At 39.4% G+C, this 26,791-nt stretch carries 19 protein-coding genes; 1 reads left to right on the top strand and 18 read right to left on the bottom strand.

Annotated elements, in window-relative coordinates; all coding sequences use genetic code 11:
• Window positions 1–221: 221 nt before the first annotated feature.
• The 18 genes from CGC63_RS05040 to CGC63_RS04955 form a co-directional block, all read right to left on the bottom strand.
• Window positions 222–698: a COG2426 family protein gene (locus CGC63_RS05040; RefSeq protein WP_009246779.1), complete on the bottom strand. Its 477-nt coding sequence runs from the start codon at window positions 696–698 to the stop codon at window positions 222–224.
• Between the two features lie 115 nt (window positions 699–813).
• The gene (locus CGC63_RS05035; RefSeq protein ID WP_040351274.1) at window positions 814–1,707 is read right to left on the bottom strand and encodes a DegV family protein; all 894 of its coding nucleotides are present in this window, start codon (window positions 1,705–1,707) and stop codon (window positions 814–816) included.
• 137 nt (window positions 1,708–1,844) lie between these two features.
• On the bottom strand, window positions 1,845–2,948 hold the full coding sequence (locus CGC63_RS05030; protein ID WP_154965449.1) for a DUF3048 domain-containing protein: 1,104 nt from the start codon (window positions 2,946–2,948) through the stop codon (window positions 1,845–1,847).
• A gap of 42 nt (window positions 2,949–2,990) precedes the next feature.
• Window positions 2,991–4,025, bottom strand: coding sequence for a tetratricopeptide repeat protein (locus CGC63_RS05025; protein ID WP_040351275.1), 1,035 nt, complete (start codon window positions 4,023–4,025; stop codon window positions 2,991–2,993).
• Window positions 4,026–4,043: 18 nt separating this feature from the next.
• Complete coding sequence (gene glmM / locus CGC63_RS05020) at window positions 4,044–5,390, bottom strand: phosphoglucosamine mutase (protein WP_004223087.1); 1,347 nt, start codon at window positions 5,388–5,390, stop codon at window positions 4,044–4,046.
• 85 nt (window positions 5,391–5,475) lie between these two features.
• Complete coding sequence (locus CGC63_RS05015; protein WP_004223088.1) at window positions 5,476–6,399, bottom strand: nucleotidyltransferase family protein; 924 nt, start codon at window positions 6,397–6,399, stop codon at window positions 5,476–5,478.
• Window positions 6,400–6,548: 149 nt separating this feature from the next.
• Window positions 6,549–7,796 carry a 6-phosphofructokinase gene (locus tag CGC63_RS05010; protein WP_004223089.1) on the bottom strand — a complete coding sequence of 416 codons (1,248 nt, stop codon included), beginning with the start codon at window positions 7,794–7,796 and terminating at the stop codon, window positions 6,549–6,551.
• Window positions 7,797–7,936: 140 nt separating this feature from the next.
• Window positions 7,937–9,220, bottom strand: coding sequence for a CapA family protein (locus CGC63_RS05005; RefSeq protein WP_004223090.1), 1,284 nt, complete (start codon window positions 9,218–9,220; stop codon window positions 7,937–7,939).
• Between the two features lie 19 nt (window positions 9,221–9,239).
• Entirely contained in the window at window positions 9,240–9,458 is a 219-nt protein-coding gene (locus CGC63_RS05000) for an EAL domain-containing protein (RefSeq protein WP_004223092.1), read from the bottom strand.
• Window positions 9,459–9,483: 25 nt separating this feature from the next.
• Window positions 9,484–9,777: a hypothetical protein gene (locus CGC63_RS04995; protein WP_004223095.1), complete on the bottom strand. Its 294-nt coding sequence runs from the start codon at window positions 9,775–9,777 to the stop codon at window positions 9,484–9,486.
• A 402-nt stretch (window positions 9,778–10,179) separates the two neighbouring features.
• Window positions 10,180–11,574 (bottom strand): glycine--tRNA ligase, encoded by a 1,395-nt coding sequence (locus CGC63_RS04990; protein WP_004223096.1) that lies wholly within the window; start codon window positions 11,572–11,574, stop codon window positions 10,180–10,182.
• A gap of 118 nt (window positions 11,575–11,692) precedes the next feature.
• On the bottom strand, window positions 11,693–17,164 hold the full coding sequence (locus CGC63_RS04985) for a beta-N-acetylglucosaminidase domain-containing protein (protein WP_040351276.1): 5,472 nt from the start codon (window positions 17,162–17,164) through the stop codon (window positions 11,693–11,695).
• A gap of 232 nt (window positions 17,165–17,396) precedes the next feature.
• Window positions 17,397–18,140, bottom strand: a complete 744-nt coding sequence (gene recO / locus CGC63_RS04980; RefSeq protein WP_004223105.1) for a DNA repair protein RecO — start codon at window positions 18,138–18,140, stop codon at window positions 17,397–17,399.
• Window positions 18,140–19,045, bottom strand: a complete 906-nt coding sequence (era, locus tag CGC63_RS04975) for a GTPase Era (RefSeq protein ID WP_004223108.1) — start codon at window positions 19,043–19,045, stop codon at window positions 18,140–18,142. The genes recO and era overlap by 1 nt, the downstream gene beginning before the upstream one ends.
• Before the next feature lie 11 nt (window positions 19,046–19,056).
• Window positions 19,057–21,975: an insulinase family protein gene (locus CGC63_RS04970; protein ID WP_004223111.1), complete on the bottom strand. Its 2,919-nt coding sequence runs from the start codon at window positions 21,973–21,975 to the stop codon at window positions 19,057–19,059.
• 91 nt (window positions 21,976–22,066) lie between these two features.
• Window positions 22,067–23,593: a polyamine aminopropyltransferase gene (locus tag CGC63_RS04965; protein ID WP_004223114.1), complete on the bottom strand. Its 1,527-nt coding sequence runs from the start codon at window positions 23,591–23,593 to the stop codon at window positions 22,067–22,069.
• Window positions 23,593–24,018 (bottom strand): DUF350 domain-containing protein, encoded by a 426-nt coding sequence (locus CGC63_RS04960; RefSeq protein ID WP_004223117.1) that lies wholly within the window; start codon window positions 24,016–24,018, stop codon window positions 23,593–23,595. The genes CGC63_RS04965 and CGC63_RS04960 overlap by 1 nt, the downstream gene beginning before the upstream one ends.
• A gap of 24 nt (window positions 24,019–24,042) precedes the next feature.
• Window positions 24,043–25,191: a DUF4178 domain-containing protein gene (locus tag CGC63_RS04955; protein ID WP_004223120.1), complete on the bottom strand. Its 1,149-nt coding sequence runs from the start codon at window positions 25,189–25,191 to the stop codon at window positions 24,043–24,045.
• A gap of 204 nt (window positions 25,192–25,395) precedes the next feature.
• Here CGC63_RS04955 and CGC63_RS15255 point away from each other — a divergent pair, with 204 nt between their 5' ends.
• Window positions 25,396–26,763, top strand: a complete 1,368-nt coding sequence (locus tag CGC63_RS15255; protein ID WP_052530468.1) for a PspC-like choline-binding domain-containing protein — start codon at window positions 25,396–25,398, stop codon at window positions 26,761–26,763.
• Window positions 26,764–26,791: the final 28 nt, after the last annotated feature.

Here is a 26,791-nt window from a genome sequence, read left to right as displayed (position 1 = left end):
AGGACTGATACCACCAAAAACTTAAACCAAACCTTATAATTTATCGAAAGAGAGGTACGGACCACCAGAAACTTTTAAAACTTAACCCAAAAAGAAAAAATTTTCATTATTCAATTTTAATGTGAGGTATTTTCCAATGGACAACGAAATATGTTAAAAAGGCATCATTCTCAAAACCAATTAAGAATGATGCCTTTTCTTTCTTCTCTTTTAATTACTCTTTAAAAAAGTGCTCCCAATGCACCAAATGCGCCCATACTTACAGCAGCCATAATGATACCTGCCAACAAAACTCCCAGCATAACTGCGATTACGCTGGATTTAAAATCCATATCTAAAATACTGGCCGCCAGAGTTCCTGTCCATGCCCCTGTTCCCGGAAGAGGAATTCCTACAAATAAAAGCAGTGCAACAAACAAACCTTTTCCTGCTTTTTCCTGTAATTTCTTTCCACCACGCTCGCCCTTATCAAGACACCAGGAAAAGAATTTACCGATTACCGGTTTTGTACTTCCCCATACAAGAACTTTTCTTGCAAAGAAATAAATAATCGGTACCGGAAGCATATTTCCTAAAATTGCAACAATATAGTACTGAACAAACGGCAGCTGTAACCCTTCCGCAATGGGAATTGCACCTCTTAATTCAATTAACGGTACCATGGATACAAAAAACACAATCAGGTACTTCTCTAACATAAAATTCTCCTTTTTCTCTTTGTCAAATTTCAAACACTATCGAGGTTCAATATATCATTGTTTCTCTTATGGTGCAAGTATTTTTCACAAACGTTAGAAAAATTTTACATAGATTTTACTCAGTCCTCTCATCTCCCCAGAAAAACAGCGCTACCGTTCCCGGTCCGGTATGAGAACCAATCACCGTTCCAATGCTGTTAATCTGTACTTTTCCGTTGAGCTTTGGAAATTTCTCTTCTACCAAATCAGCCACTTTTCTGGCATCCTCTTCACACGCAGAGCAAGACATCATACACTTTCCGCTATACTGTGTCTGATTTTGTGCATGCTCTTCCATTCGCTTCACCATTTCACGAATAACCTGCTTTTTCCCTCTGTATTTATTTCTCGGAATTAATTTTCCTTCTGTATTTACATTCATAAGCGGGCAAATGTTCAGCGCCTGACCTACAAAACCGGACACCTTTGATATTCTGCCGCCTCTGATAAAGCTGGTTAAATCTGTGGAGAAAAACCAATGATGCAGGCGATTTCTGTTTTCTTCAATCCACTTTACATTCTCCTCTATGGAAAATCCTTTTTCCTGATTTTCCAGTGCAGCATCCACCAACATTCCATACCCTGAAGATGCCGATAAAGAGTCCACAATAAAAATTTTTCTCTCCGGATATTTTTCCTCTAGCTGGATTTTTGCCATATTGGCAGAGTTAATACTTCCTGAAATCCCACTGGATAAAGTCAGATGCAGAAGGTCTTTTCCTTCTTTCAAGACAGGCTCGAAAAGCTCCATATACTGCTGCGTATTTACCTGTGCGGTAGTCGGTTCAGAACCCGCAGATATCCTTTTATAAAACTCGTCAAATGCCATAGATTTTCCTAAATCATCCGGATACTCTACCCCATCCATCCGAAAATGAAAGCAGACAAAGGGCAGATTTTTTTCTTCAAAATACGCTGCCGGCATATCGGCAGTAGAACAACAAGTTATTTTATATTCGCTCAATGTCATTCCCTCCTCTTAAATAATACCCATTTTAACACTTCTTTTGGCAATTTCATAGTATTTAAAAAAATTTTTCTAAAAAGCAGGAAAGACAGAAGACTGACTATTCCTGAAAAATGTCTTTCTCCTGTCTCTCTATTTCTTTACTGAAAGGTTGCCTTGTCTTTGTAATTTAAGGCGATATAGCTCTTTCCTCTATTGATATTCAGCACATTTCCCGACTCATCATAGAAGGTCAGGTATGAGTCTTCCTTTCCTTCTTCTTTTGACCATGTTATAGGCTGCATACCGCCGTTTGAAATATAATATCCCTTAGCGTCTGCACCGCCATCCCAGTCTAAATTCTTATGTCCCATATCATCTCTTACAGAAATTTCTGTTTCCAAAACAAATACATTGGTAAATCCCAGCTGTTCCCCTGTTACTGCATCCATCTGTGGATTTCCGTTTATCTGTTTTAAATACTGCATTTTTTCTGCATCATAGGTAAATGCTGCACTTTGTGAGCCAAAATCAATTTGAACAGAAGTACAGTCCGAAGAAGCAGGTTTTATTTGTTCTTCCATGCCGTTAAAAGAAAATGCAGGTCCTTTTTTATCCTCTTTCAGGTCTGTGCGCAGCCCTTTTGACTCAATATAAGAAGGCAGCTGCGTACCGTCAAAATATCCTGTATGCTCCAGCGCATAGCCCTGATTTCTCTTATCCTGGTCTCTGCCGAAAAGCCCTCCTGTGTTGGTAATTCCTTCAATCTGATCCATATTTAAGGATTTCAGATAATCTGAAACCGTTTCATCAATTCCCCAATTTACATAAAAGGCATCAAATCCTTGTGAAATCGCCGGAAAATAATAACGACAGCTTCGGATTGGACAGATTTTCGGAACCTTTGTATAGTCTCCGTAGAGCGCCATAAATCTGGTTACATCCCCTTCTACCGGAATTTCAAAAATAATATCTGCCTGCCCAATTCCATATTGTGGCATGGCTTTTTCCACATTATTTACCATAACCGCCACAGGACGTTTTCCGATTGCCCCCTCTGACAAATCACCTAACCCCGTAAGCAGATTTTGGTTTGCCGGAATTTCCGGTTCTTCTACGACTTCACCTACTGTTTTTTCTGCTTCCGGTTCTTTCTCTTTTTCAATTTTCGGCTGCTCCGGTTTTTCTTCTTTTTTACCACAGCCTGTAAAAGCCCCCGCCATTACCATTACTGCGGCAATTAACATTACTCTTTTTAACCTCATATTTGTCACCATTCCTTCCACACATTTTCATGTGTCCCTTCACTATCTGGTCTGCAAAAAATAATTCTCCTTTACAGCAGCAGCATCTGCCGGATACTGGGCTAAATACTGCTGCATTTTCTCTTTTGCCGAAGCAAAGTCTCTGCTTCTTTCATATACAACAATTTCATTAAAAAGTAATGCCTGATTGACTTCTCTGTCTTTTACTTCCAATCCCTTTTGAATATATTCCAAAGCCTTTTCGTAGTCTTCCTGCTCCATCGAACAATACGCCAGCCCATTATATGCCTCTGCTTTTAATTCATCCTGCTTTAAGCACTTTTGATACATATCTTTGGCTTTTTCCGGCTCGTTTGCTTCCACATACACTTTTCCCAGATAAACGGCAGCAGGAGCATATTCTTTTTCCCATGCTGTTTTCAGCTCTTTTTCTGCCTTTTCAAATTCTGACAGATAATAATAGACTCTGCCTCTGTTATAAAAATCCTCCGGTGATTTGGCTTTCATCTCCAAAGCCAGCTCCAGATATTCCGCTCCGTCTGCATTTAAGTCACATTCCTGATAAATTCGATAAATATCCAGATAGTCCTCATATTCCTTAGAACCGGAAATCACTTTTGAGAAATCTTTTTCTGCTTTTTTATACTCGTCTAAATGAAGATATGCACTTCCTCGAAGAAAATACCCGTTTTTTTCTTTTTTTTCATCTAAAATTTCATCGCAGGTTTTAATACACGCCTGATATTCTTTTTGATGATACTGTGCATCTACAAGGTAAAGACTCAAGTCTGTTCTGAGGTTCTTTTCAGATTTTTCTGTAAAATCCAAAGCTGTTAAAAAAGCTTCTTCTGCTTTGTCAAAAGCTCCCTGTCCGCTCCATGAAATCCCTATACCTCTCCATGCTTTTGCGGCATCCTCTCCGTCACTTACTGCTTCCCGAAAATTTTCCAGAGCTTCTTTATAATTCTGCTTTTCCAGATTTTCCATACCTTTTTCATAATCTGTAAGTTCTTTTCCTTTGCATCCGCCTAACAGACACATGCTCAAGAAAACCGTCAGTACGACTCGTTTCTTCACCCTTTTAACCTCATTTCCTTATTCGGCAATCAGATTTTCTTCTTTCATGGCATCCACCACCTGCTGTGCATACTTTTCACATACCTCATCTGTGGGCGCTTCTACCATAACACGGATTAAAGGCTCTGTTCCACTTTCTCTTACCAGAATTCTTCCGTCTTCGCCTAATTCTGTTTCTGCCTTGTGAACAGCCTCTGTTACCTTCTGATTTTCTCTTGCCGTCTTTTTATCATATACTCTCACATTTTTAAGGACCTGGGGATAAATTTTCACTTCTCTTGTCAATGCGCTTAACGGAAGTTTTTTCTCAATAATTACTTCCATCAGCTTCAATGAAGTCAAAATTCCGTCACCTGTTGTGGCATGCTTAGAGAAAATAATATGTCCTGACTGCTCTCCTCCAATGGAATGTCCGTTTGCCATCATATTTTCACATACATATTTATCTCCCACTGCTGTTTTTTCGTAGGAAATTCCTTCTCTGTCACATGCCTTATAAAGTCCTAAATTCGACATTACTGTTGTAACAATGGTATTGTTATTTAATTTTCCACATTCTTTCATGTATTTTCCGCAAACATACATGATTAAATCGCCGTTGACTTCCTCTCCTTTGTCATCAACTGCAATACAACGGTCTGCATCACCGTCATAGGCAAAACCTACATCCAGCTGCTTTTCTTTTACAAATTTCTTTAATTCTTCAATATGGGTAGAACCACAGTTGGTATTAATATTCGTACCATCCGGCTCATTATGAATAACATAAGTTTTCGCACCCAGTGCATCAAAAACACTTTTCGCAATGGCAGATGCACTTCCGTTTGAGCAGTCCAGTCCCACTCTTACATTTTTAAATGCACGGGTAGGAATAGAAATCAGATATCCGATATAGCGGTTTCTTCCTGCTGAGAAATCTATTGTTCTTCCGATATCCTCTCTCTTTGCCAAAGGCAGCTCTTCCAGCTCGCCGTCAATATATTTCTCAATTTGCTCTTCTACGGCAGCTTCCATCTTCTGTCCGTTGCCGTTCATAATTTTAATTCCGTTGTCATAGAAAGGATTATGGCTGGCGGAAATCATAATACCGCAGTCAAAATTCTCTGTACGCACCACGTAAGACACGCTTGGTGTTGTTGTTACATGAAGAAGATACACATCTGCACCGGATGCTGTAAGACCTGCTACTAAGGAATATTCAAACATGTAGCTGCTTCTTCTGGTATCTTTTCCAATAACAATCTGTGCCTTATGCTCTTTTCCAAAGTACCAACCTAAAAAGCGTCCTACTTTAAAAGCATGCTCTACTGTTAAGTTTACATTTGCTTCTCCTCGAAACCCATCTGTCCCAAAATATTTACCCATAATCGCTCCTTTGCACAATCATTCTTATTTTTTGTATTTTTGTCATATACTAAAATACCACAAAATAAGAATTTTGTCACGCATTTTATGAAAAGAGCTGTTCTTTATAAATACCTTTTCTCACTAATTCTTTAAATGACTCCATAACTTTTTCCTTATCTTCCTGATAAGTTACGCCAAACCAAGTGTCATGTGTCTTTAATACGGCAACCTGTGCGGTTCCTTCTTTAATCATATTGTCTACTACTGTCGGAAGTAAATATTCTTTTTTCAGTTCCTCTGGCTTTGTTTCTGAAAGGAATTTTCTGAAACCGCTTTCCAGAACCTCCAGAAATTCCGGTGTCAGTCCCCACATATTCATGGAAACTAAGGTTTTCTCATCAAGAGCTGTCTTTTCTCCTGTTTCTTCCTCTACGGCAGCCGGTCCGTTTTCTGTTTTCTGAATATTATAAGTTTCTGTAATACCAATCAGGTTCTTCTGTTCATCCAGTGCGCAAATTCCTCTTGTAACACCGCCATTGTCGCTTAATGTATTTTCCAGAATAAAGCCTGCCATACAGATATCCATCTTATCTGTTTTTTCTCTGTCTTCTACAAGATATTCATGAATTTTGACGAAAGCTTCTTTTCCGTAATAATCATCTGCATTGATTACCACAAAAGGCTCGTTAATTACCTTTTTAGCTGCTAAAACAGCATGTCCCGTTCCCCAAGGTTTTGTACGTTCTTTTGGGCAGGTAAATCCTTCCGGTAAGTCCTGAATATCCTGATATACATATTCTACCTGTGTAATTTTCTCAATTCTGTTTCCGATAACCTGCTTAAACTCTTCTTCAATATCCTTGCGAATAATGAAAACAACCTTGTTAAAGCCTGCATCCAGCGCATCATGTATGGAATAATCCATAATAATTTCTCCGCTTGGTCCTACCTTTGCCAACTGTTTAATTCCTTTTCCAAAACGGCTGCCAATTCCTGCCGCCATAATTACAAGTGCTGTTTGTTTCATGTTCGTTCTCCTTTTCGTTTGAAATATAAATAATGATACTATATTACAGAACAAACCACAACCCCTTAGAAAAACAGAACAGCCCGAATTCCCCAATTCGGACTGTCCCTCTATAAAAACCTTCTCCAAAGCTTTTACTCTCTGTATTGTTATTTCTTTTTCATCTTTAATACCAAATGTCTTGGAAGACCATTTACCATAATCGGCTGATAGTCACCCTGAATTAATGGTTTTATGTAGTCGATAAAATCTTTTGTCACATAATTTGCTTCTTTATTCATCCATTCTCTCGGAACCAGTTTTTCTTCATTGGCAATTCTGTGAACATCATAAATGCCGGTCGCACTCATGTACGGGTCATCGGAAACTCTGTCAATGACAATCATCTTTCCTGTATCCCCTTCATCCGCTGCTTTTACTGCCGCACCGCCTACCATAAAGGCTTCCTCAATATCTACACGGGACGCCATATGAGAAGCGCTTCTCTGAAGTGTGGAAAGCTCCACTGCCCTTGTTTTGCAGTTACATTCTGCCGCAAGGAAATTCGCAAGATAAGTCGCTGTTCCCTGAAGCTGCTTGTGTCCAAAGGCATCAACATAATCCCCTACATTACCCAATTCACATACATATCTGCCGTCCTGCAATTTAATTCCCTCTGAAACTGCAATTACGATAGAAGATTTTTTCTTTAATAATTCCTTTACCTTCTTTAAGAAGCGCTCCGTATCAAAAGGAACCTCCGGAAGGTAAATCAAATCCGGTCCGTCACAGTCTTCTGTTTTTGCAAGAGCTGTTGCTCCTGTAAGCCAGCCGGCATTTCTTCCCATGATTTCCATAATCGTAATGGTATTTTTCTTATAATTCAAGCCCTGTGCATCACGAATTACTTCTTTTGTGGAAGCTCCGATATATTTTGCAGCGCTTCCAAAGCCCGGCGTATGGTCTGTCAAAGCCAAATCATTGTCAATGGTCTTTGGTACGCCTAAAAATTTCTGACTCTGTCCTGTGATAATGGCATAATCTGATAATTTTTTAATGGTATCCATAGAGTCATTGCCACCGATATAAATAAAGGTGTCAATTTCCAGCTTATTTAAAATACCAAATAACTTTTCATAAATCGTCTTGTCTTCATGAATTTCCGGCAGTTTAAATCTACAAGAGCCTAAAAATGCAGACGGCGTTCTCTTTAAAAGCTCAATATCCAGCTCCGAATGAATTTGTGTGGATAAGTCCACATACTGCTCATCTAAAAGCCCCTGAACACCGTGTAACATACCGTACACCTTATCAAAGCCACGTTCAATGGCATTTTTATAAACCCCTGCAAGACTTGAATTGATTACTGCTGTCGGTCCGCCTGATTGTCCAACAATAATATTTCTCTTTTTCGCCATTTTGCCGTTCCCTCCTTACAAGTCACTCAATGTGAGTATTATTGTAACAAAAAGAAACGTTATTTTCAATAGTTTTATGGTTTTTCTGTATAGTTTTTTCTTCTTTTTTATATTTTTTTGTGCATTTTCAACATTTTCTTCTAAATTGCATCCTTATTTCCCTGTTCTTCTATTTTTTTAAACAGGTTTTGATAGTATTCCAACGAAAATTCTCTTGGATTTTTCTTATATACGGAATGTTTTTCCACCAAATCCGCAGGATAATCTTCCAGCTTATACACTGTTGCCTTCGGATTTTCTCTGTCATAATACATCAATAACGGAATATACTCATGATTTGGTATCCGAATTTCTCCACTTTCTAAATCTTTTTGAACAGTGATTTTTGCCATTCCACCTAAAAGGCATGGCAAATCATTCTGTGTAGATACAAAGTTTCCAAGAGAATAATATACCAACATTTTATGTCCGTCTTCGCCTGTTAAAGTTTCCATAGGGCGAATGACATGCGGATGAGAACCAATGACAATATCTACCCCTTCTTCCAAGAATATCTCAGTCCAGTTCCTTGTCTGCTCGTCTACTTCCTGCACATACTCATCTCCTACGTGCATCACTACCATGACAACATCCGCCAGTTCTTTTGCTTTTTGAATGTCCTTGCGTGCTTTTTCTTCATCGAATAAATCAGCCAGATATTCCTTCTCTTTCGGCAATTCCATTCCATTAAAACTGTATGTATAATTCACCATGGCAATCTTTAAGTTTTTACACTGAATTACAGAAATATTTTCTGCTTCCTCTGCACTTTTATGTATTCCCAGTATCTCGGTCTCCGGATGTGCCTGTTCCCACCAATCCAGTGTGTATTCAATGGATTTTGTGCCTTTATCCAATACATGATTGGTCGCATGGGCAATAACATCAAATCCTGTATTCACCAGTGCATCACCGATTTCCACAGGTGTCCCGAAAGTCGGATAACTGGAAATATCATTTCTGTCTTCTACGAAAATAGTTTCCTGTACCACCAAAGACAAATCCGCTTCCTCAATATCTTTCTTCACCGGTTCATAGATGTGGTCATAATTCCACACATCTCCTTCCCCTTTCCCTGATTTGTAAATAGGACTATGGGCAATGTTGTCTCCTACTGCAAGAAACTCCACAGTCAGATCTTCTTGCGCTTTCTTCTTTTCCAGTTTTTCCTGTCTGGCTTTTTCTTTCTTTTTTTCTGCCTCGGCTTTTTTGTGATTATGTACGCCTAGGGAAATGCCTGCTGTCAAAATCAAAAATACCAGTATTCCAATTCCCGTAAAAAGCCTGACCTTCTTTTTCAGCTCCTGCTCACGTTTTTCCCGCAGCGCCTCACGTTTTTTCTGCCGTTCTCTGTCTTTTTTTAATAGTTCTTCTTTTTCGTCCATAAGATTTTCCCCACATTCTTTATCCTCTTTTGCTTACCCAATATATAAATTCTTCTTCCGGTAATGGTTTTGAATAATAATACCCCTGCACCAAATCACAATTTATTTCTTTTAACTTTTCAATCTGGCTTCGATTTTCCACGCCTTCTGCCACAACGGTAATTTTCAGCTCATGCGCCAAAGAAATAAATACTTTTACAACCTTCCATGTTTTTTCATTACTGTTTAAGAAAAACAATCTGTCCAGCTTAATCGTATTTACATCAAATTCTTGAAATAGAATAATATCCCCAAATCGCCCCTGTCACCTGACCGTTTCTTGTTATGGGTACGGCTATCATCATCGTATCTGAAATATCTTGGACATTTGACACATAATTTTGATTATGATACATGCTGTTCAAAAATTCTGTATCTTGAATTTTTTCTGTTTTTCCCGTATCATCAAGACTTCTTCCCGTTAAATCTACCACACCGATTTTTTCAAAAGCCCCTTGTTCTTTTATTTCTTTTAAATGTTCTACAACCTCATCCTGCTGTTCTTCGTTATGGTCCAAAAAAATCTTCTAACTGGTTTCCATCTCTGATAACAGATTTTCGATTTCTGTCTGTATAAGCTTTGTAACATAGTTAGATGTAAACTTAATTTGTTCCATATCCTTTTCTAAAAACAATTTATAAATTCTGTTATAATTCGAATAAAAAATAACAAGTATTGCGACAACTGATATAGTTAAGCCTACCCCCAATGCTCTAAGGCTTTTCTTTTTATTTTCAAATTTTTTATACTTCTACATAAGCCCCACTCTAGCCTTTATATTCTTCTACCTTTGTGTCATAGTAAAAATATACCATATTCAACCTTTTTCGGCAAGAAATTTAAAACGTGCGCCCGCTGGACTCACCATAAAAAGCAGGAGTTGTCTTTCACAACAACTCCTGCTTCTTACAAGCTTTTCTTAGAATACAAATTTTTCTTCGAAATATGCTTTTAAATCTTCAATTTTTACTCTTTCCTGTTCCATTGTGTCACGGTCACGTACTGTAACAGCTCCGTCTGTTTCAGAGTCAAAATCGTAAGTTACACAGAATGGTGTACCGATTTCATCCTGACGGCGATAACGTTTACCAATGTTTCCTCTGTCGTCAAATTCACAATTATATTTCTTAGATAACTGCTCGAACACCTTTAACGCACCTTCGTTTAACTTCTTAGATAATGGAAGCACACCGATTTTTACAGGCGCTAATGCAGGATGGAAACGAAGCACGGTACGAACATCGTTCTTTTCTGCGTCTAACACTTCTTCGTCATAAGCGCTGCAAAGGAATGCAAGCACCATACGGTCAGCGCCCAGTGAAGGCTCGATAACATAAGGAATGTATTTCTGGTTTGTTTCATCATCAAAGTAAGTCATATCCTGTCCGGAAACATTCTGATGCTGTGTCAAATCATAATCTGTTCTGTCCGCAATACCCCAAAGCTCGCCCCAGCCAAATGGGAAAAGAAACTCTACGTCTGTGGTTGCTTTACTGTAAAAGCTTAATTCCTCTTTATCATGGTCACGGTAACGGATTTCTTCGTCTTTTAATCCCAGACTGTGCAGCCAGTCAAGACAGAACTGTTTCCAGTATGCAAACCATTCTAAGTCTGTATCCGGTTTACAGAAGAATTCCAGCTCCATCTGCTCGAATTCACGAGTACGGAATGTAAAGTTACCCGGTGTAATTTCGTTACGGAAGGATTTACCAATCTGCGCAATACCGAAAGGAAGCTTCTTTCTGGATGTTCTCTGCACATTTTTAAAGTTTACAAAGATACCCTGCGCTGTTTCCGGTCTTAAATATACTGTATTTTTTGCATCCTCTGTAACACCCTGGAAAGTTTTAAACATCAGGTTAAACTGACGAATATCTGTAAAGTTATGTTTTCCGCAGGTAGGACATGGAATTTGATGTTCTTCGATGAAATCCTTCATCTGTTCCTGTGACCACGCATCTACGCTTCCTTCAATGGCAATTCCCTTTTCCGCACAGTAATCTTCAATAATTTTATCTGCACGGAAACGTTCGTGACACTCTTTACAATCCATCAGAGGGTCAGAGAAGCCTCCCAGATGTCCTGAAGCAACCCATGTCTGCGGGTTCATTAAAATGGCACAGTCAACACCTACATTGTATGGGCTTTCCATTACGAATTTCTGCCACCATGCTCTTTTTACGTTGTTTTTTAATTCAACACCGAGATTTCCATAATCCCATGTGTTTGCCAGACCTCCGTAAATTTCAGAACCCGGATATACAAATCCTCTGGATTTTGCAAGTGCAACAATCTTTTCCATTGTCTTTTCCATTGTACAATCTCCTCTATTTTACATTTTTTCAAAATACTGTTATGGCATTTTTGTTTATGAAGCCTATTATACCTGTTAAGTAACAGGTTTTCAACCTCTAAAGAAGATATTTTATTCTTTACACCATCTTTCCGGACGCATCTACATAATAACCGCCAATCCACTGATTGCTTGCCATGGTTCCGTCTGCATTCAGATAATACCAATCATCTCCTACAAGCGCCCAGCCGGTACGCATTGCTCCCCATTGGTCCATATAGTACCAATGTCCGTCTACTACTACCCAGCCGGTGCACATTGCTCCCCATTGATCCATATAATACCAATGTCCGTCTGCCGCTACCCAGCCGGTGCACATTGCTCCGCTGCCATTCATGTAATACCATGTATCTCCTACAAGTACCCAGCCGATGCACATTGCTCCCCACTGGTCCATATAGTACCAATGTCCGTCTACTGCTACCCAGCCGGTGCACATTGCTCCCCATTGATCCATATAATACCAATGTCCGTCTGCCGCTACCCAGCCGGTGCACATTGCTCCCCATTGGTCCATATAATACCAATGTCCGTCTACCGCTGCCCAGCCGGTTACCATGATACCATTATCGTTCATATAGTACCAATGATTTCCTGTATATAACCATCCGGTTACTTTTTGTCCGTTTTCATAGTATTCCCAGCCGTTTTCGGTCTGAACCCAGCCTTCTTTTCCTACTTTTTCTAACTGTCCCTGTGCTGCTTCCAGCTCTGCTTTTGCATCATCTGCCTGCTGCTGTGTCATGGGTTTTCCTAAAAGAGCTTTTACTTTTTCATAAACCGCTTTAAAGGCTTCATAGCTTTCCGGTGTATAGCAGTTTTCTTCTGTCAGAATTTCTTCTGCTTTCTGAAGCGCTGCCTTTAATTCATCTAAGTTTAATTCTTTCAAGCCTGCCTGTGCTGCTTTTAAGTCCTCTACCGCTTTATCAAGCTGTTCCTGACTTTCCGGTTTATTTACAACTGCTTTTGCTGCCTCCAATGCTGTTTTTAACGCTTCTACCGTTGCACTGTCGTATTTATTTGGTTCAGCTTCTGCATTCTTTATAATTTCTTCTGTTGCCGCAATTTGTTGCTCTAAAGCTGTGGTATCAAGTTCAACATTTTCTTTTGTTCCGTATACTTCCAGCTCTGTAATAGAAACGCTGCTTCCTGCTGCATTGGTATTCAAACCGTCCTTCGGGAAGGACAGACGCACATATCTGGCATTTTTCACTTCCTCTAATTTGAAATCGTCTACAACATTAAGGTCATTTGAAGAATTTCTCTCAATGGTCTTCACAGTTTCCCATGTATTTTTATCTGCTGAAACTTCCACTGTATAATTTGTAGGCCATACTTTCTTGAAATAAGAAACTTTAATTTCATCTATGGTATTTTTGCCTGCACCTAAATCTACAATAATATACTGGTCTTTTGGTTCTCCGCCTAATCCCAGCTTACTGTTCAAAGGTCCGCTGCTCCATCTGGTATCTGCTTTTCCATCAACAGCGTATTCTCCCTCATAATCTGTTTTACTTCCGTCAAAGTCTGTTTCTACATCGGAAACTTCTACTTTCTGATTTAAGGCAAGATTGGTTCTTTCCGGATTTTCAGGCTCTGTTCCTCCCTCGCCTACAATTACATGAACCTGTGCTTCCAGAGCTTCCGGATTTACTAAGCTGTAATTGATTGGCAGTGCACCTTTTACTAAAATATCTGCCGGTTTTGATGTATCAATTTTTTCTGTATCCCATGTAGGAAGAACCTTTAATGGCTGTTCTTTTTCTTCTCCTGCTTTTATCGTTGTTTCTACCATTGCAGGTAATGCTACATTTTCTGCGTTTACTTCTGCATTTACATTCTCAAGCTCTGCTACGGAAGTATAGCTTACCGGTACATGGCGTCTTACACCATTTACGGTCAGTTCTTTTAATCCGATACAGTTACCTGCCGCATTGGCATTGATGCTTCTAAAGAGAATTCTCACATATCTGGTTGCTACCGGCTGTGTAAGTTCTTCTTTTACAGTATCTACCGGGTTTGTAGGTCCATTATTTTCTTTTTTAATGGTTTTAACAGTTACCCAGTTTTCCTTGTCATTGGCTACCTGTACATCATAATCGGTCGGATATACTTTGTTAAAGTAGCTCATTTTGATTTCGGAAATCATATTTGTATAAGTTCCCAAATCAACAATAATCCACTGTGGGCTCTTAGCTCCGCTGCCTTTTAACGCCGCACTGTCCCATTTTGTATTTTCATCACCGTCCACGGCGCTTTCCGGTTTTACGTTATTTGTTTCAATGCCGGATACTTCTACCGGCTGGTTTAATGCAAGGTTTACTGTTTCTTTTGAGTCTTCCACACCCGGGTCAACAGGAATGTTTTCAACTGCCTGTCCTACGTCGCCGGATGGATTTTCACCGTATTTGAGAATGATTTCATTTAATTTTACATCTTTTCCTTTTGGGAATTCAAATCTTATTGCATGAACATTTTCTTCCCAGCCTTTAAATTCCTGTGTGGTTTTTGTCAGCTTTCCTAAGTCTTTTTCTTTTCCGTCCGCTGTTTTCAAAATAACTTTTGCCTCACAGGAGCCTGCCTGCAATACAGTAAAGCTGTCCAGATTTACATTATCTGTAATTCTGTATTCCAGATAGCTCTTGTCATCTGTCTGGGAAATCTGGAATACGGTTGCCAGATTTTTATCTGTCAGAGCTTTCTTGTCTGCTTTTTCATCACTTGTCAGAGCAAAATCAGGAGAAATTGTTCCCGGTGCTTTCTGACCTTTATTTACTTCTACTTCAAAGATTTTCAGAGGATTATTATTATCCTTTGTTACCTGTAAACGAACATAACGTCCTTCTTTTCCTTTAGCATCTGCCTTGTACTCTCTGCGAGGAGGGTCTACTTTTCCGCTTTCACTGTTCCATGTGGCAACTTCTTCAAAATCTTTATTGTTTTTAGAAACAGATACCTTTGCGTCATAAATTTTCTGGTCTCCGTCTGCTGTATGGAAAGTAATATCATTGATTGCCTGTGTTCTGCCTAAATCAACGGTAATATAGTCTCCTTTTTTCTGCGCTCCTTTTGTCAAGGCAAAAGTCTCAGCATTGCCGTCAAGCATCATATCCCATGAACCGGACTGAAGTTCTTTGATATTTGTTCCTTTTACAGACATGGATACTGCTCTGTTTTCAATTACTGCCGCCAGCTTTTTCACCATAGCAGTTACCGGTTTCTCTCCTTTGTTTACCAGACGCAAATATCTTGCTTCTATATTTTTCTGTAAATCTCCTGGTTCTACTTCTTTCCAGTCATCCCCGTAAAGAGCATATTCTAATGTCAGACCGGATACATCAGAGCTTTCCAGAATAACCTTGGAAGTTTCAGCGATTTCTTTTGTTTTAATACCGATGTACTGGTCTTTTTCGAGAGTTACCTTTACATTGCGAACACCATACTCTTTTTCATCAATGGTTAACGGTGTTTTTGCATATTTACTTACGTTTGTATAAATTCGGTCAGCAGGTGTTTCTGCATTTCCTGTTGCCAGAAGCTCATCCACCACTGCTTTTACATCTTCCATACAGGCATTGACAAATGGTACAAGTCTGCGGCTTCCTGCTTTTACAGACTGTGTGCCGCCTGCCGGAAATTCGTAAGTACGTTTGTTGTAAACGTCCATTTCTGCTGATGCGTCAGAGAAATTCTGCCATACAATACCCATATCCGGTTCTGCTTTTGCCATTTCTTCCTGTGCCTGTAAAATGTATTGTCCTGCTTTTACGACATTTTCAAGAGCCTGTAGCCAGCCTTCACCGTTCTCACGGTTACCCGGATTGGTAAGCTCCTGTACTAAAGCTTTGTTTGTACACTCTTCTTTAAAAGTTTTAATTGCAGAAAGAATATGAGCGAATTCTGCTTTTAAATCTTTTACTTCCTGCATATCTGCCGTAAAAGTATTTCCTTCTACTGCTTTCTTGATTGCATCTAAGGTATCTGCAAGGTATAAGGACTCTTCAAAGCCTTCCGGCACACGTCCTGAACCCGGACAGTTGGATACGTTTCTTGCAATGGTCAGATATGCGTCATATACTTCCGGCTCTAAGTATTTAAAGCACTGCTCCCACACCTCTTCTGTGTGCTGTGAATAATCATTCACATTCCAGAAATAAGAAGCCAACTGGAATAATGCTACTTTATCTGCTTCTGCAAAATGGATTGGGTTGGATACTGCCCCTGCCAATCCTGTAATATTATCTCTGATATAATGAGCGCTGCTTCCTAAGAAAATACCGGATTTTGCATGCTCGTTACATGGATAATTTACCCAGAATACAGGAGAGTGTCCCGTTTTTTCTTTTGCATAATTAATGGACTCCTGTGTAAACGGAGAGTTTACATCCTGTCCTGTCCAGAAAATCAAAACATCTTTGTCAAACTGTTTCAGAGTTTCCAGTTCCTTCTGTCCGTTTGCTCCCTGTGACCATGCCACATTGTAGCCCTGCGGACAGTAAATAATCGGCTTACATCCTTTTGCTTTGATGTATTCCTTATTCAAGTCATTTACAAGACGAACTACCAGTTCCGGTGAGCCTGCTCCAAAGTCATCGTTCAAGAGACAGAAGCGGCGCACTCCGATATTATATAACTGGTCGAATTTCGCCATAAGCTTTTTCTTGCTTTCCTGATATTTATTTTCGTCATATTGTACAGATGCGTTAGGCTGTACACCTTTCAACATGTCTCCGATATGTACTGCCCATGAAAATTCCGTTTTATTCTTTTCCTGTAATTTCACCAACTCTTTAAACTGGTTTAACATATCATCCGGATAGAGCTCTGCCCATTTGGAAGTGTGATATGCGTCTGTTTTTGATGCGTATACGTACAAATTCATCTTCACATCTCTGGTAAACTCCATCAGGCTCTTTCTCTGCTCATGTGTCCAGCTTCCGTAAAAGCCTTCGATATAACCTCTGGCATCAATGGAAGCATAGTCCTGAATTTCTACCGGATAAAATTTTTCTCCGTTAAAGGAAGAAAACATCATTTTCAAAGTGGCAACTCCATAAAATGCTGCTTCTGTATCCTTTCCTAAAATGACAATATCCTCTCCGTCTGCGCTTAATGCGTAGCCGCCGCTTTGTTCAAAGAGATTTTCATCTAATTTCTTATCGGCAAAGTATTTATCAGCTTCGTCTCCGCTGCCCTTTACACCAATAATAATATCACTACCGTCTCCTGCCTTTTTCTCTTTCTTTGGCGTTCTGTCAAACTCCTCCAAGACTTCGTTCAAGTAGTCGTTTGTAGCCTTGTCTACCTTTTCGCCGCTTACCACACCCACGTTCTTATCCATGTCAAATTCTGTCTTTGAGGGATATTCAATCTTCTGGGGAACAGGATAAATCTGGTAAGCATCCCCTGTGGTTGTACCGTCTTCCGGTTTCCAGTCTGATACCCAAGGAGATTTTTCTTCTTTCTCCTCCTTCGGAGCAGCTGCTACCGGAGTCTGGAACAGCATAGTTCCTGCCAGCATGGTGCTGCAAACTTGTTTCCATCGTTTCATGTCGCATTCCTCCATCTTCTTATATAGTTTCCATATTTTACATATTAACTTACCATTCCCTTTTAAATCAATGAATTTTTCGTTATTTTATCTATCTTTTTCCGCAAACGTTTGGCATTTTATGCAATTTTCATACATTTCATCTATAATATTTATACATTTTCACTTTATTATAAGAAGAAAGAATTTTGCACAGTCAAAAGGCGCCGGCTGATTTTCAGCCAACGCCTTTCTATATCATCATCTGTAAAATCTCCAGACTTTTTAAGTTTTTATCAATTTGTTCTTTCATATAAGAACGCATTATTTTTCCCAACTCCTCCTGCACTTCTTTTGTCACAGTAAAGGAATAGAGTTTTTCTAATTTTGCCGCAAGAATAAACTGCATGGTATACAAAGCGGAGGGACTGATATACATTACTCCTTTTTTGCCGTTTCCGCAATTTTTACAGAAAACACCTGCTTCTCTTACAGAAAACCATTGCAGCTCCTCTGTTGTGCCACATTCCTCACAGGCAAACACATAAGGGGCTTCTCCGTTAATGGCAACTGTTTTTAACTCAAAAATGTAACGGATAAGCATTGGCTCTATTCGCTGTGCTATCAACGCTTTTAAGGTAATATACAGTAAATTTAACACTTCTTTTTCGTCAATATTTTCTCTGGCATAAAAATCTGCCAGTTCCAGAAAATAAAAACCATAATAAACCTCCGGCTGAATTCCTGCCAGCTCTGAGAAATAATTTTTCACAGAAGCAGAACGCAGCTGATAGGCTGTGCGCCCTTCATATATCAGGAAAGAACCGAACACAAAGGGATTTGATACAGCCATCATGGTGCTGTTCTGTCTTCTTGCACCTTTTGCAAAAACGGTTATCTTCCCTTTTTCCCGTGTTAAAATCACAAGACGTTTATCATATTCTCCCACGGGCATGGCAGATAAAACCATACCCGTTACGGTAATGAAATCATTCATTAAATTTCCTTCTTATCATATCCAAAGTTTTTAATGAGAAAATCACTGTCACGCCAATCTTTTTTCACCTTTACCCACAGCTTCAGATTTACCGGTTTTTCTAAGAAATGCTCGATTTCATATCTGGCTGCGCTGCCGATTTTTTTCAGCATTGCACCTTGTTTTCCGATAATAATTCCCTTGTGGGAGTCTCTTTCGCAGATAATGGTAGCGTCAATATCCACCAAATCTTTATCTGTACGTTCCTTCATCTGGTCAATGGTAACGGCTATGCCGTGAGGAATTTCTTCATCTAAGGTTCGAAGCGCCTTTTCTCGTATCATCTCTGCCACAATTTGTCTCTGAGGCTGGTCTGTAATGGTATCTTCATCATAAAACATCGGTCCGTAAGGCAGGTATTTAAAGATGCAATCCAATACCGTATCCAAATTTTGTGCCCGAAGTGCGGACGCCGGTACGATATCAGAAAAATTATACAGCTTTCGATATCCGTCAATAAATCCCGCAATCTCACTTTTCTTTACCGTATCTACTTTGTTAATTACTAAAATCACCGGAAGCTTGCAGTTTTTCAACTGTTCTGCTATATGTCGTTCTCCTGCTCCGATATAAGAAGTTGGTTCTACCAGCCACAAAATCACATCTGCATCTTTAAAGGTTCTCTGGGCTACATTTACCATGTATTCTCCCAGTTTATTCTTTGCCTTGTGAATACCGGGAGTATCTAAAAAGACAATCTGTCCCTTTTCTCCTGTATACACAGTTTGTATCTTGTTTCTTGTTGTCTGTGGTTTTCTGGAAGTAATGGCAATCTTCTGCCCGATTAAGTGGTTCATCAACGTAGATTTCCCCACATTCGGTCTTCCGATAATTGCCACAAATCCTGATTTAAAATCTGCCCTCATAAATTCTCCTTTTACAGTAAATGTTTCGTAACCTCAAATACCTTTTTCTCTTGTTCTATCTTTTCTTCGCTGCCCACTACACAAATACGGTTCTGTTCCATCATGGCGTCTACAATTCCTGCCAGCTTTCGAATATCTTTTGGCTGTGCATCTAAGATTTCTTGACGCTCTCTTTGCATATCTTCTTCTGTTACTTTAGAAAACCAAGCATTTAAAGACATGTTTCCCTTTGTAGACGGAGTCATAGGAACATCCAGTTCACTAATGGTTCCGATGATGTATTTTGTCATTTCTCTTTCATCTGCGTCAAAAGAACGGATAAAATCGCCTGTTTTTCTGAATACCTCCAAAGTTTTTTCCAGATTTGGATCTCGATAAGAAACTAAAAATCCATCACCGTTTCTTCTGAAAGAGCTCATACAACCATAAGCTCCGCCTTTTACACGAATATTCATCCACAGATATTCGTAGCTTAGCATCACTTTTAAAATCCGCAAAGCTCCTGTATATTCAAAGCCTGCCTCTTTAAAGTTGCCTGCTGCTGCTACATGCTGTACCTGTCCCGCTGTCTTAAAGCCTTCATTTTTCACAACACAGGAAGAATAGGAAGCTGTCTCTTTCTTTTCACCTGTATAAAGAATTTCTTTAAATTCTTTGATTTCCTTTTCCAGACCTTCATAGCCTTTTTCTTCAGAAGTATAGCTTACCATAAGGTTTTCCGCACGGAAAACACAGCCCATCAGCTCTTTTAATTTTGCAATAACATCTGCTTTTCTCTGTTCAAAATTTTCTTCAATATCATTTATCAGCTGATAGAAATCAACACCACTGATTTTCTCCTGAAAACAAGAGCCTGCTGAGAAGTAAGACAGCGCACGCATAGCCGCTGTGGTATGTCCGGAGGAGACCAGACTCATCTGTAATCTTGACTTCATTTTCGCAATAATTTCATATAGGCGTTTTTCATCCTCTAATTTTGATGTTTTTAAAATTTCTTTTATCATTTCAAAAACAAAAGGAATATCCTTGTAAAGTGCTTTTGCCTTTATTCCCGCCATTGGTGTGAATTTCTGATTGTCTTTGGAGTCTGTAAACACACTAATTCCAAACAGAATACCACCGCTTCTTGCATTGATTTCATTGAACAAAGTTCCGTAATCGTAATGCTCTGTATCTACATATCCCAAAACAGATTTTAAAATTCCCATATAAGGAACTAATTCTTCCGGAACATATTTCATATCAAAAAGCAGTTCCAAATATCCAATTCCATTGGTGTCAATTTCGTGGTGAAGCACCAAGGTATCATCCACATGTTTTTCTGTATTGTAGATTTTGGCGCTTTCTCTGCTGATATCCTCTCTTTTTAAAAGAGGAATGGTTTTCAAGGCTTCCTCTGTTTCTTCTGCATCCTGATACTCTTTTAAGTGTTTTGTATCAGCCACCAGTTTTTCCAGCTTCTCCTGACTTAAGGATGCTTTATACTCTGCCAGCTTATCTGCCAAAGCTTTTTCCTTTTCCGCTGCCAGCCCTCTCTTTGGATTTACTACCACAACAGACGCATGGGTATTGGAAAGTAGATATTTTTCAATAAGTTCTTCAAAATATCCTGTATCTGCTTTTTTCTTCAAGGCTTCAAAAATATCCAGACATTTTAAACGCTCAAATGGTTTTGCATCATCATACAGCCATGTATCAAATACATCAATGCTGTACATCAAGCCTTTCGGGAAAGAAGAATAATCTGCCTCACGGAAACGGAATTCAATATAGTTAATTCCCGCTTCAATGGCTTTTTTATCTACTCCGTTTTTCACAATGTCTTCTAATGTGCTGCGGATAAGAGAAAGAAATCTGTCCTTATCTGCCGGATTTGCATTTTTCGCAATGACCGAGAAAAACGGCTGATAAATTCCGTCCTCATAAGAGCCCATAATGTCCTTACCAATTCCCTCTTCCAAAAGGATTTTCTTTAAAGGTGCTCCCGGAGCGCTTAAAAGAGTATAATCCAAAACTTCAAAAGCAACGCTTCTTTCCACATCAAGGCTGTCGCCAACAACAATGTTGTAAGATAAGTAGGAATTATTTTCTTCCGGTTCGCTTTCTGTTACAGAATACTCCATCTCTACATTTCTGATTTCTGAAAAGGCTTCCTGATACCCTATTTGAGAAGCAACGGGAATTTCATCATATTTACTCAAATATTCCTCATCCATCCAGTTCAAGCGTTCTTCCATATCCATATTTCCATACAGATAAATATAACTGTTTGCCGGATGATAATAGCGGCTGTGGAAGGATAAAAACTCAGAATATTTTAAATCAGGAATACACTGAGGATCTCCTCCTGACTCCACACCGTAAGGCGTATCAGGAAACAGAGAATTAAAAATTTCTCTCTCCAATACATCCTCCGGTGAAGAAAACGCCCCCTTCATCTCGTTGTAAACTACACCATTTAAAGTAAGAGGCGCATCTGCATTTTCCAACTCATAATGCCAACCCTCCTGACGGAAAATTTCTTCCTTTTCGTAAATATTCGGAAAAAATACAGCATCCAGATAAACGTGCATCAGGTTTTTAAAATCCTGCTCATTGCAGCTCGCCACCGGATACATGGTCTTGTCCGGATAAGTCATGGCATTTAAAAAGGTATTTAAAGAACCTTTCACCAGCTCCACAAAAGGATCTTTCAGCGGAAAGTTCTTCGAACCGCACAATACACTGTGCTCTAAAATATGCGCCACTCCTGTGCTGTCTGCGGGAGGAGTACGAAAGGCAATATTAAATACCTTATTTTCGTCCTCGTTTTTCAGCACCATTACTCTTGCACCGCTTTTTTTATGCTTTAACAAATAACCTTCAGAATGAATATCCGAAATTTCTTCTTTTAAAATCAGTTCATAAGCCGGTATTCTATCCATATTCATGGCATTTCCTCCAAACTACTTTTTTCTAAAATAACAGTATAGCACAAATCCCCCTAGGAAAATAGGGGGATTGCTTTTATTTCAAACTTTCTTATTCCCAGTTTTTCTCCGCTTCCAGATAATACTGTAAAAGCTTCGGACTTGATAAAGAATTTACCTCCAGCTCCTTTTTCGAACGTTCATCTTCTCCAAAAAGAAAAATCCCCTGCAAATTATCCTGTGTCAGAAATTTTCCTTCCTGTTGCAAGGTCAAGTTCTCAATCTGAATTTCTGTCTTAGATGCCAACTGAAATCCCCAGTCTCCAAAAGACGGAACCTGCACATGGTAGGGATATACAAAGGGCATTTCCTGCTTCACTGTTTCATGAATACACCAAAAGGCATCACCGGCATAATAAGGGCTGGTAGACTGAACAGCCATAACTCCCTCATCAGAAAGATTACGGCTGCACAGGCGATAAAATAAATCCGTATATAATTTGTTTACTGTTTCACTGTTGGGATCCGGCATATCCACCAAAATCACATCATAGAGAGCTTTTCCTGCATTGTTTTCCAAAAACTCATAAGCATCTTCGTTATAAATCTTTAATTTTGCTCTGTCCAAAGAGCCCTCATTTAACTTTTTAATATCTTTATGGCTTCTGCAAAGCTCCGTTACTCCGGCATCTAAATCCACTAAATCAATTTGCTGTACTTCTTTGTATTTCAACACTTCCCGCACGGCAAGTCCGTCTCCACCTCCTAAAATCAGCACCTTTTCCCGTTTCTTTGCCGCCGACATAGGCACATGAACCAAAACTTCATGATAACGATACTCATCCATAGAAGAAAACTGAATATTTCCATTAATATAAAGGCGTACATCATCTTTATGTTTGGTAAGTACCAACTTCTGATAAGGTGTCTGCTCCGAATAAATAACCTTATCACGATATAACCCCTGTTCAATACCGGATGCCAGATTTTCCGAAAATAACATTCCCAGTATCATTCCTGCACCGGAAATATAAATGATGATCTTCCACAGAGCTGTTCTCCCTATGTATCTTCGGTAAGAATACAAAATAAACAGAGAAATCCCCAAATTCATTGCTCCTACTAAAAATGCCGTAGAAAAATATCCCAGCTGAGGAAGCAAAAGCAGGGGAAATGCAATAGAGCCAGCCAATCCACCGATATAGTCAAAGCTGAAAATACTGGACAGAGTAATACGCAGATTTCCTGCATTTTCCTCAATAATTCTGGTTAAGAGAGGGATTTCAAGCCCTACCAAAGTGCCGATCAAAACAATTTCACTGTACATAACAAGGGAATAGCTTTCTAAATAAACATTGGCAAGAAACAGCAAAATAGAGCTGGTTCCTCCCAGTATTCCCACGCTGATTTCCACGAAAATAAACCAGTCAAATAACTGTGTCTTTATAAATTTTGATAAATAAGAGCCCAGTCCCATGGCGCACATATAAAGCCCTATGGTAATGGAAAACTGCAAAATACTGTCTCCCAAAAGATACGAGCTTACAGAACTGATTAAAAGCTCATATACCATGGAACAGCCGGAAATCACAAAAGTTGTAAACATTAAACGTCTGTATGAAAATTTCTTTTCCTGCATTACATAATTACTCCACTGATTACGATTGCCAATCCTACAAAGATACCTGCTGTCATAATGCCTGCCGCCGGATTTCCATCACCGATTTCTTTATTCAAATCGTATTTTCGATTTAAAAGCAGGGTAATGAAATATCCGATAATACAGAAAATCAACCCGATTGCATAATAATACACCGTAGATGCCACACCTTCTAAAATACTTTCCTCTACGGCTGCTGCCTGTGGTGACATAATAGCTGCTTTAATAATAATTCCAATAGCAACAGAAATTCCTGCTGTGACACAGCCCACTGCCACATTTCCTTTTTTAATTTCTGTTGGAAAATGACAGGGAATTACCCAATCCACCACCATATTTCCCAAAAGCATTAAGCCTGTTCCCAGTACGCAATAAATAACAATCAATAATAATTCTTCCATCATATTCTAGCCCTCCGTCTTTTCTCTTTATTTTCCAAAACCAATTCCGCCTCCGGAAGAAGTTCGTGTACCTGTGCTTCCCTGACGCACTGTGTTGGAATAACTCCGATAGGTATCGGAATAATTATATTCCGGCGCTGTTCCGTCATAATTCTGATAGCCGCTTGCTCGATTATTATATCTGGAAGCGTCTCTTGAATATCCTCTGAAATAGTAGAAACTATGATAATGCCTTGATGTTGTGGTTCTGGCATGATAAGGATCATTGGTGCTTTGATATACATAAGCTCTGCTGCTTGCCTGCACCATAGTCTTCCCTTCTTCACTCTCATACACCAGACAATACTCATGCTCTGTCAAAATCGCCACGCTTTCGTCTTCGGTATTTTCCTGCACATCCTCCGTTTTCCCATCAATCGCCGTAATAATCTCCTTTGCAGCCGTTTCTATGGAATAATCTGTGCTGTACACATCTGCTTTCTCCTCCTCGTTTAAATCTGATGTAATGGAGGTTTCATAAGAATAAAACGGGGAGTCTTCCAAATAATTTCGGATTTCCTTTTTCGATGCGCTTTTCGTTATTGCCCATATTCCCCACGCCAGCACTGCTATTACAACTACTGCAATGATTTTCTTATTCCTTCCTTTTCTCTTTTGCATGGTTTGCGGCTGTCTTGGCTGACAGTTATTATAATCCACACGAAACTGAGGATTTTCTATCTGCTGCAAATCACCGAAAACTTCAATCTCATCTTTATCCAGATAATAACCCTTTGCGTACTCCGTTTCACCGTCCCAGTGTTCCACAGACATCAGGTATTCCCCTGTATTATCTTCATATTCTGTATAAGAAGCTTTCTCACCCTGTTCTGCATCCACATTGCCGAACCAGTCCAGCACTTCTTCTACACCGGAGTCTGCATTTTTCCAACCCTTTGCATCTAGCTCTTCCTCTGAAAATCCCTTACTGTCGCATGAGGTATAAATTGCATATTCATCATAGATTTCATCTACGCTTAACCAGCGTTCTTTTCCGTTTTGAAGATTTTGCACATAATATTCTGTCCAACGAGCTCCGTCACTGCGGTTTACCAGTTCAATGCCACCTAAAACCTGATAAAGCTCTCCTTCGATTTTAATACGGTCGCCTTTTCTGAATTTCAACGCTTCTTCCATCTTATTCCCCCTCTCATTTTACATAAATTTACTGTATTTTTATAGGTTTCAGTATACAGGAAAATGAAGGATATAGCTAGAAATATTTTCCAAAAAAATATGTATTTCATGTTGATTTTTCGGGGGGGGGAGGTATGATATAGTCAACGTATTGGCAATAAACAGTACCGTTTAGCAACAGAAAAAAGAAAGGAGAAACAGCCAATGAAAAAGAAATTTTTATGTCTATTGTCAGTGTTCACATTAGGTTTTTCCATGACTCCCAATGTTTATGCTGCAACTGTGGATACTGCACAGGAGGAAAGAGAGGTCTCCACACCATCCAGAATTGAGGCAAAATTTACTACCTTAAACAACAGATTACCTGTGGGAATTTCTCAGGACAAATTAAAAAACCTGTTAAGTATTAAATTTTATGATGAAAAAGGAAATTCTCTGGACATGGGAGAAGTACAATATGAAATCTCTCCATTTGATACCAGCAAAAAAGGAGAACAAAAGGTAACTGTATCAAGCTGTGGACTTACAACAGAATTTACAGTAAATCTCCTACCTTCTAAAGTAGTTATACTTCCAACCTTCCCTGCGCAGGGCGCTCCGGAAGACGTATTTGTTATACCTGTAAACGGACACACAGCTTGGCCGTTAAAAGAATTATTAGTAAATGCAGATAATCCATCTGAGATAATATTCGGACTGGGCGCCGGACTGGTTTCACTTTTAGAGTTTTTCCCAAATCTTGATGTATCAACAGCAGGATTTCATGAATATACTGCTCCTTACTATATTGAATACTTAGGATTAGAGACCACCGTCAATGCCAAAATATGTATCGGTGATTTATCCCAATTAGAAAAAGGTGAATGGGTTTACACAAACGGTAAATGGTGGTACAAGCATGGTGACGGCTCTTACACTACAAACGGTTGGGAATACATTGACGGGTACTGGTATTTCTTTGATGACTACGGTTATATGAAAACAGGTTGGACTTGGGTGAATGGTTCTTGCTATTATTTATACAGCGACGGACACATGGCTTCCAATGAAACCATTGACGGCTACTATGTAAATTCCTCCGGCGTTTGGATACCAAACGAATGGGTTTACACAAGCGGTAAATGGTGGTACAAGCACGGTGACGGCTCTTACACTACAAACGGTTGGGAATACATTGACGGGTACTGGTATTTCTTTGATGACTACGGTTATATGAAAACTGGTTGGACTTGGGTGAATGGTTCTTGCTATTATTTATACAGCGACGGACACATGGCTTCCAATGAAACCATTGACGGCTACTATGTAAATTCCTCCGGCGTTTGGATACCAAACGAATGGGTTTACACAAGCGGTAAATGGTGGTACAAGCACGGCGACGGTTCTTATACCACAAATGGATGGGAATACATTGACGGTTACTGGTATTTCTTTGATGCCAGCGGTTATATGAAAACTGGTTGGACTTGGGTAAACGGCTCTTGCTATTATTTATACAGCGACGGGCACATGGCTTCCAATGAAACCATTGATGGTTACTATGTAAATTCCTCCGGTGTTTGGATACCTTAAAGAGAATGGAACAATTTCCCATAATGAC

The sequence above is a fragment of the Blautia hansenii DSM 20583 genome, from assembly GCF_002222595.2.
Taxonomy (GTDB): domain Bacteria; phylum Bacillota; class Clostridia; order Lachnospirales; family Lachnospiraceae; genus Blautia; species Blautia hansenii.
Note: the sequence above shows the minus strand (reverse complement) of the source record. Positions and strands in the feature narration are given on the sequence as shown.

Coding starts and splice junctions, on each gene's coding strand:
- CGC63_RS05040 (WP_009246779.1), bottom strand. CDS start 698: ATGTTAGAGAAGTACCTGATTGTGTTTTTTGTATCCATGGTACCGTTA.
- CGC63_RS05035 (WP_040351274.1), bottom strand. CDS start 1,707: ATGACATTGAGCGAATATAAAATAACTTGTTGTTCTACTGCCGATATG.
- CGC63_RS05030 (WP_154965449.1), bottom strand. CDS start 2,948: ATGAGGTTAAAAAGAGTAATGTTAATTGCCGCAGTAATGGTAATGGCG.
- glmM (WP_004223087.1), bottom strand. CDS start 5,390: ATGGGTAAATATTTTGGGACAGATGGGTTTCGAGGAGAAGCAAATGTA.
- CGC63_RS05015 (WP_004223088.1), bottom strand. CDS start 6,399: ATGAAACAAACAGCACTTGTAATTATGGCGGCAGGAATTGGCAGCCGT.
- CGC63_RS05010 (WP_004223089.1), bottom strand. CDS start 7,796: ATGGCGAAAAAGAGAAATATTATTGTTGGACAATCAGGCGGACCGACA.
- CGC63_RS05005 (WP_004223090.1), bottom strand. CDS start 9,220: ATGGACGAAAAAGAAGAACTATTAAAAAAAGACAGAGAACGGCAGAAA.
- CGC63_RS04990 (WP_004223096.1), bottom strand. CDS start 11,574: ATGGAAAAGACAATGGAAAAGATTGTTGCACTTGCAAAATCCAGAGGA.
- CGC63_RS04985 (WP_040351276.1), bottom strand. CDS start 17,164: ATGAAACGATGGAAACAAGTTTGCAGCACCATGCTGGCAGGAACTATG.
- recO (WP_004223105.1), bottom strand. CDS start 18,140: ATGAATGATTTCATTACCGTAACGGGTATGGTTTTATCTGCCATGCCC.
- era (WP_004223108.1), bottom strand. CDS start 19,045: ATGAGGGCAGATTTTAAATCAGGATTTGTGGCAATTATCGGAAGACCG.
- CGC63_RS04970 (WP_004223111.1), bottom strand. CDS start 21,975: ATGAATATGGATAGAATACCGGCTTATGAACTGATTTTAAAAGAAGAA.
- CGC63_RS04965 (WP_004223114.1), bottom strand. CDS start 23,593: ATGCAGGAAAAGAAATTTTCATACAGACGTTTAATGTTTACAACTTTT.
- CGC63_RS04960 (WP_004223117.1), bottom strand. CDS start 24,018: ATGATGGAAGAATTATTATTGATTGTTATTTATTGCGTACTGGGAACA.
- CGC63_RS04955 (WP_004223120.1), bottom strand. CDS start 25,191: ATGGAAGAAGCGTTGAAATTCAGAAAAGGCGACCGTATTAAAATCGAA.
- CGC63_RS15255 (WP_052530468.1), top strand. CDS start 25,396: ATGAAAAAGAAATTTTTATGTCTATTGTCAGTGTTCACATTAGGTTTT.